4 protein-coding genes and 1 pseudogene are annotated in these 7,159 nt (G+C 42.6%); 4 read left to right on the forward strand and 1 reads right to left on the reverse strand.

Annotated elements, in window-relative coordinates; genetic code table 11:
• Positions 1–545, reverse strand: a pseudogene (locus STRDD13_RS08655) (NAD-dependent malic enzyme); the annotation flags it as partial.
• A gap of 169 nt (positions 546–714) precedes the next feature.
• Between STRDD13_RS08655 and STRDD13_RS08660 the strand changes: the two are divergent.
• From STRDD13_RS08660 to STRDD13_RS01575, 4 genes are all read left to right on the forward strand, one after another.
• Entirely contained in the window at positions 715–1,026 is a 312-nt protein-coding gene (locus STRDD13_RS08660; protein WP_231852536.1) for a LysR family transcriptional regulator, read from the forward strand.
• A complete protein-coding gene (locus STRDD13_RS08665) occupies positions 1,026–1,595 on the forward strand; it encodes a LysR substrate-binding domain-containing protein (protein ID WP_231852537.1) in 570 nt (189 codons plus the stop codon). The genes STRDD13_RS08660 and STRDD13_RS08665 overlap by 1 nt, the downstream gene beginning before the upstream one ends.
• Positions 1,596–1,982: 387 nt before the next feature.
• A complete protein-coding gene (pcrA, locus tag STRDD13_RS01570) occupies positions 1,983–4,262 on the forward strand; it encodes a DNA helicase PcrA (RefSeq protein WP_067100998.1) in 2,280 nt (759 codons plus the stop codon).
• Positions 4,263–4,386: 124 nt separating this feature from the next.
• Positions 4,387–7,068 (forward strand): SEC10/PgrA surface exclusion domain-containing protein, encoded by a 2,682-nt coding sequence (locus STRDD13_RS01575; RefSeq protein WP_067101001.1) that lies wholly within the window; start codon positions 4,387–4,389, stop codon positions 7,066–7,068.
• Positions 7,069–7,159: the final 91 nt, after the last annotated feature.

The following is a 7,159-nucleotide window of genomic DNA, read 5'->3' on the forward strand; positions in this document are numbered from 1 at the left end:
ACAAGAGGCATAACGCAAGCTGGGTCAATACCAGCTGCTGCTGTGTAGACCATGAGCTTACCGACAGAAATGTCCACCCCTTGAACACCCCAGTCACCGATCCCCAAAATTCCTTCTGCATCGGTCACAACGATCAAGCGGATATCACGATCACCAGCTGCATTTTTCAAGGTTTCTTCGATATTTTCTGGATGGTTAATATCAAGGTAAGCCGCATATTGTGGGTCCACAAAGAGTTCAGAGTATTGTTCAATGGTGTCAGCAATCACTGGATCATAAACGATTGGGTTGAACTCCACGATGTGTTGGTTAAAGAGGTAGTAGAAAAGAGTCCGGTTGGTATTAAAAATCTCCATCAAGAACAGACGTTTTTCAAGGTCAGATGGTTTGCGCAAGAAATGTTGGTAGGCTTGCTCTGCTTGTTCTTCAATAGTTTGAACATATGGAGGAAGGAGTCCGATCAGACCAAGTTCTTTCCGTTCTTCCATGGTAAAAGCAGTTCCTTTATTGAGGAAAGGGTTGTTTAAAATTTCGTGTGATTTCATGACGAAATACTCCTTAAATATTAATCTAGTGAATTCCTAATTCAACTGATACTAGCCATTATAAATCTTACGTTTCCTTATAGTCAACTTGCTGAATACTTATAAATTATTTTTATGAGAAACATTTTTATGATAAAATAGAGGAAACTAGTAGTGAGAGTAAGGAAGAATGAACATTCGAGATTTAGAATACTATCATCAACTGTCAAAGTTAAAATCTTATACGGAAGTGGCTCGTTTCTTTCAAGTTAGCCAGCCAACCGTCACCTATGCCATCAAGCGTTTGGAAGATCATTATGGCTGTTCCTTGGTTGAAAAAACAGCCTCTAATCGAGTCCTTCGATTGACACGGACAGGAAAATTATTAGCCAGCCATGTCCAGGAGATTTTAACTGAAATTGAAAAAACAGAAAAAGCAGTCGAGAGGAGCAAAAAAACATTGTTCGTATTGGATTGCCTCCGCTCATCACGAATGATTTGATGAAACGGTTGAATTCTCATGATGAAGAGTTTGAGATCTTCAGACAGGCCCAATTGGTTCAACGTGGGTCCTGGGATCTGATGCAGTTATTAGATAAGGGAGATCTGGATTTTAGTTTAATCGGCAGTTTGGAGCCTTATTCTCATCCTCATCTAACTTGTCAATTGCTTTATCAAAAAGAATTTTACGTGATTGTCTCTAAGCGGCACCCCTTAGCGAACTGCAAGGAGCTATCATTTAAACAATTATTAGAAGAAACCTTTATCCTTTTAGATGAGCACCATGTTCATATGGCAGCCTTTCAGCGCTTAAATGCCCGCTATGATCAGTTGGCTCAATCAACTGTTGTCCTCTTGGATTCCAATCTTGTTCAACGCTTTATTGAGGAAAATTTGGGGATCGGTCTAATGACAGATCTGACCTTGTTTCCAGAATATCCAGACCTTATTAAGATTCCATTAGTAGAAGAAGAAAGGATGACTTTTTATATCAGCTACGCTTATCCAAACGAAACGGAACCTCAGCCATTAATTCAATCCTTTATTCAGCGACTAGAAGAATCTATTTAAAACGATTTGTGAGATTGGATGTGTAGAAGCCTGTGACAATGGTCGAAATAGATGCAGTCTACTATATAAGTGAACGAGGAGACGCCTCTTTTGGAGCCTTTGGCATGTAATGAGGGAGCGGTCATTTCCTTTTTATGAATGATCTTCCAAAAGTTTGTTTTTAGAACAAACTTTTGAGGTGTCGTTCAGCAGGAGAGGAGATTTTGATGGATGCTTGCCTTATCCAGCTATCGCAGTGGCGTCGATTTTTAAGAATAATCTTCCTGTTAAAGGGAGTTTTTTATTCGCTAAAAAGGTGTCAAAGATTGGTAAAGATTTCTACTTTTTGAACCGAAGGCTTAGAATTTTGATATAATAAAGCGAAGTAAGAAAGAGAAAGTGATTGATATGAATCCACTACTAAAAGGAATGAACGATCGTCAAGCGGAAGCGGTAGAAACGACAGAGGGACCGCTTTTAATTATGGCTGGTGCCGGTTCAGGTAAAACGCGTGTTCTCACCCATCGTATTGCCTATCTGATTGATGAAAAAATGGTCAATCCATGGAATATTTTGGCGATCACCTTTACCAATAAGGCGGCAAGAGAAATGAAAGAGCGGGCTCAAGCGCTCAACCCTCAAACAGCTGAGACCTTAATCGCGACCTTCCACTCCATGTGTGTACGAATCTTAAGACGTGAAGCGGACCATATTGGCTATAATCGTAATTTTACCATTGTAGATCCTGGGGAACAGCGAACCCTCATGAAACGAATTATGAAAAATCTCAATTTGGATCCGAAACGTTTCAGTGAGCGGACCATTCTGGGGACTATTTCGAATGCCAAAAATGACTTGATTGATGCAAAGGCTTACGAACAATTAGCAGGGGATTTGTATACGGAAACCGTAGCCAAGTGTTATAAGGCTTATCAAGAAGAACTACGGCGAAGTGAATCCATGGATTTTGACGACTTGATTATGTTGACCCTGCGTTTGTTTGATCAGCACCCCCAGGTTTTGACCTATTACCAGCAGCGCTATCAATATATCCATGTAGATGAATACCAGGATACCAACCATGCACAGTACCAGCTGGTTAAACTCTTAGCTTCTCGCTTTAAAAATATCTGTGTGGTTGGTGATGCCGACCAGTCTATTTATGGATGGCGTGGTGCCGATATGCAAAACATCTTGGATTTTGAAAAAGATTACCCTCAGGCCAAGGTTGTCCTGTTAGAAGAGAACTATCGTTCCAGTCAAAAAATCTTGCAGGCAGCTAATGACGTCATTGCCCATAATCAGAACCGCCGTCCAAAAAAACTCTGGACCCAAAATCCTGAAGGGGAGCAACTGGTTTATTACCGTGCGAATTCTGAGGTAGAAGAGTCCGTCTATATAGCTGACACCATTGGCAAGCTAAACGCTCAGGGTTACTCATTTAGAGACTTTGCGGTCTTGTACCGTACCAATGCGCAATCCAGAACGGTGGAAGAAGCCTTGATGAAGTCAAGTATTCCCTATACCATGGTGGGCGGGACAAAGTTCTATAGCCGAAAAGAAATCCGAGATGTCATTTCCTATTTGAATCTCATCGCCAATCCGTCTGACAATCTTTCGTTTGAGCGTGTTGTGAACGAGCCAAAGCGAGGGATCGGTCCAGGTACGGTTGCAAAGATTCGGGAGTTCGCTGACTTGCAAGATTCCTCATTACTGGAGGCATCAGAGCAAATTCTCCTTTCGGGAATCAAAGGGAAAGCAGCGCAGTCTATTCAAGACTTCGCAAGATTTTTATTTGAGATTCGCGAGGAGATGGACCAACTGACCATCACCGAGTGCGTCGAACGTGTGCTAGAAAAATCAGGCTATACGGAAGCCTTAGCACTCCAGTCTACATTAGAATCGCAAGCAAGATTAGAAAATATTCAAGAATTTCTCTCTGTGACCCAGCACTTTGATGAGAAAGAAGGAGTAGAAGAAGAGAGCGGGGTTGACCGCTTGGGTCGTTTCTTGAATGACCTAGCCTTAATCGCAGACACTGATGAAGAGGACAACTCTGCCTCCGAAGTGACCTTGATGACCTTACATGCTGCCAAGGGTCTCGAATTTCCAGTTGTATTTTTAGTGGGAATGGAAGAACATGTCTTTCCACTGTCACGTGCTTCGGAAGATCAGGATGAGTTAGAAGAAGAGCGACGTCTCGCCTATGTGGGGATTACACGAGCAGAAAAGCAGTTATACCTCACCAATGCGAATTCTCGTCTCTTATATGGACGAACCAGTTACAACCAACCGAGCCGTTTTCTTCGGGAAATTTCATCAGATCTCTTAGACTATCAGGGGTTAGCAAGGCCTGCAAACACAAGTTTTAAGGCTTCTTATGTCAATGGAAAAACTCAAAAATTTGGACAAGGGATGAGTCTTTCCCAGGCCCTCCAAGTTAGGAAATCCAAGGCACAGCCGACCCCTTCTGGCTTTACAACAGAAGATCTACCCTTTGGAGATACCAATGGTTCACATGCAGCAAGCGACTGGTCCGTAGGAGACCACGTTCTTCATAAAAAATGGGGAGAGGGTGTTGTCTTAGAAGTGAATGGCGCAGGACAAACCCAAGAACTGAAGATTCGTTTTCCAGAGATTGGACTCAAAAAACTATTGGCCAATATCGCTCCGATTGTCAAAAAATAAATGGAATGAAGGTTTCTAGCTACAAATAGTAAGAAAGCATTCTTGACAAGTCGGTGAATAATAGTAAAATAAATATACTTAAAATCAGTTGTCGATTTCATAAAAAGAATATGGAGGTGAAAGATTGAAAACAACAGACAAAAATAAGAAGAACTCAAATTCAACGAGTATTGGAAAGCTAGCGGTGATGGCAGGTGCGACATTTGCAGCCACTACTGGAATGGTCGCGCAGGCAGATGACATCAATGCTGTCACTCCAGAATCCAATTCACCAGTAGCGGAATCAGAGCAAGTGACACAAGGACAGGTAGAAGAAGCAATCCGATATGCGGACAAGACCCAAGAAGCGGTTGATCAGCAAGGAAAAGTGGTTGATCAAGCTCAACAAGACCTGACGGATGCTCAAAAAGAAGTAGAACATTCGAAAGTCGCCTTAGATGCAGCTGAAACCAATGCTGGTCAGACGACTCCTGAGGATATCGAGTCTTTATCAAAGAACTTAGAGAGTCAAGAAGCTCAACTGACCGTTGCGAAAGCTGAGTTAGAACGCAAGCAAACTGAGTTTCAGGCAAAAGAAACAGAAACTCGTTCTCAAACCGCTATTGTCAAGAAAAAAGAAGAGGAAGAGGTTGCCGTTCAGGCTGAAATCAATCAAGCCAAAGGGAAATTGGCTCAGAGTGAAGAACCTGTTCGGGAAGATGAGATTGCGAAAGCTGAAAAGAAAAAGCAAGCAGCTGACGAGCGGGTGACCAAAGCGCAAGCTGCCGTTGCACAGGCTCAGCGTGATGTCAAAGAAGCAAAGGCCAATGATCAGAAAAACCAAGAGTATCTTGAGACAGTAACCAAGGCACGGAATACTGCTCTGGATCAGGTCAAACAAGCCCAGACAGCAGTAGATAAGGATGCTAAATCTTCGACTGCCTATCAAACGGTCAATCATATTCAAGTCGATGCTGCCTATGTAAAGTCACTCAAAGCTTATGCCCAATCAAGGGGAAGCAACGGTAACTTTAATGCGAGTTCGCTTTTAGTTCGTAACAAATATATCGTCGAAAAAGGGGATAATCGCCAGGTAGGAAACTGGTCTTCTCTTTCGCAAGAGGTGAAAGAAGAATTAAACAGCTTTGCCTTAAGCCTTGTAAATGAAGTCCGGCAGTCGTTTGGCTACAAATCTGCTGTCCTCACTCAAGGAATGATCCAGTTCTCGACAGATGTTGCAAGCAACTATGAGCGGAAAAACAAGGCCGGTTTTCATCATCACGAAACGGATTCGATTCAAGCAGCAGCAGAAAAGAATGGCTTAAAAACCACTTCAAAGGCCTCTAATCTTGGATATGAAGACTTGAATATGTATCCTTACAATGTGTCCACTGTCGGTGGTTTGAAAAATGCAATTTATGGATCTCTGACCAGCCTTTTATTTAATGATAAGGCTTTATCGGGTAGCTGGGATCATGCAGTTTCTTTGGCTGGTTTGACCAATCTTCGTTGGACGGGAGTGGATTATCCTGTTGATCAAACCTACCTTGGTGTTAGTATTTCAACGGTTGGAGGAAGTTCTTCTATTCACTTCATGAAGGTAGAAGGTTCCAACAATATTCAGAACCAGAAGTTTAATAAAACCCTTGTAAAAGCCAGCACGAAAGCTGGTGTGAACCAAGCCTTAGTCACGAAGCTGCAACAAGCGAAAACAACATTGGCAAACGCTGAAACGACATTGAAAGCAGCGCGTGCCGTCCAAAGTAAATCGCCACAGGCCCAAAAAGTGCTTCAATCCGCTCTTCTTGATTTACAAATCGGGCTAAATGACTTAAAGGCGGCTCAATACGATGTAGAACAGGCGAGAGCATCTGTAGCTCAACAACGCACTCTCAGAGCTACCAATCAGAAAGAGGCGCGATCAGCCTTGGAGAATGCACAAAAACGCCTGACTAGCTTACATGAAGAAGTTTTAAGCCAAAATAAAGTATTGCAGGATCTTAAATCACAACTATCGCAAGCTCAAACGAATTATAATGAGGCAAACTCTGCCTATCAGACAACTGTCAGATCGATTGCCTTATTAAAAGCTGAAATTGCAAATGCTGAAAATAGTCCCGTATTATTAGAAATGGCTCGAAAACGAGCAAAAGATGCGGAAGTTGATCTGAGTGTGAAGAAAGCTGCTCTCATCGTCCAACAACTACATCTGGATGAGTTAACGGCTAAAAATGAATCTGCTCAAGCAGAAAAGGCTCGTCTAGTGGCTGCTTTTAAGGCGGTGATTCCAGCAGTGACAACACCAAACCACACCTCGGATAGCAAGAAGTCAGATACTGTCGCAAACTTTGTAAAACCAGTCGAAACGACAAGTGAAACAAGACAAACAGAACAGCCGATTGCTGAGCAAACGCCTAGTTTCTCAACGGAAGGATTTGAAGGCCAGGATGTTGTTTCATTGCAGGCTGATCAACAGACTGAAAAGAATACTCAGGTACTGTCAGTCAATCTAGAATTGGATCGTGCCCTTATTCCAGCTCCTTCTAGAAGTTCTGCTTCAGCGTTTCAGGAGGAGGATGGAAATGAGGTGCTCGTTTCTTCGACTCATCAAGATGATAGGCAGATAGCTGAGACGTCTTCGGATATCGTAATGAAGGAGAGCTCTTCTGAGCAAGTAGCGACTCCTAAAGAGACGACACAAGAAGATTCATCTCAAGAACAGCCTACTGATCAAGCTGGTCTATTGGCAAGTGGTGTCATCGCTGGGGCAACCATCCTTGGCTTAGCAGGTTTGGCAGTGAATAAGAAAAAAGGAGACGACCTCTAAAGCTTTGTCGCTGACCCCTCTCTGCTAGAATAATTTCACAAGATATGATTGGAACTGGGACAATATGTTTTGTGTTTTCAGCCTAAAAAAA

Source organism: Streptococcus sp. DD13 (genome assembly GCF_001578875.1).
Classification (GTDB): Bacteria; Bacillota; Bacilli; order Lactobacillales; family Streptococcaceae; genus Streptococcus.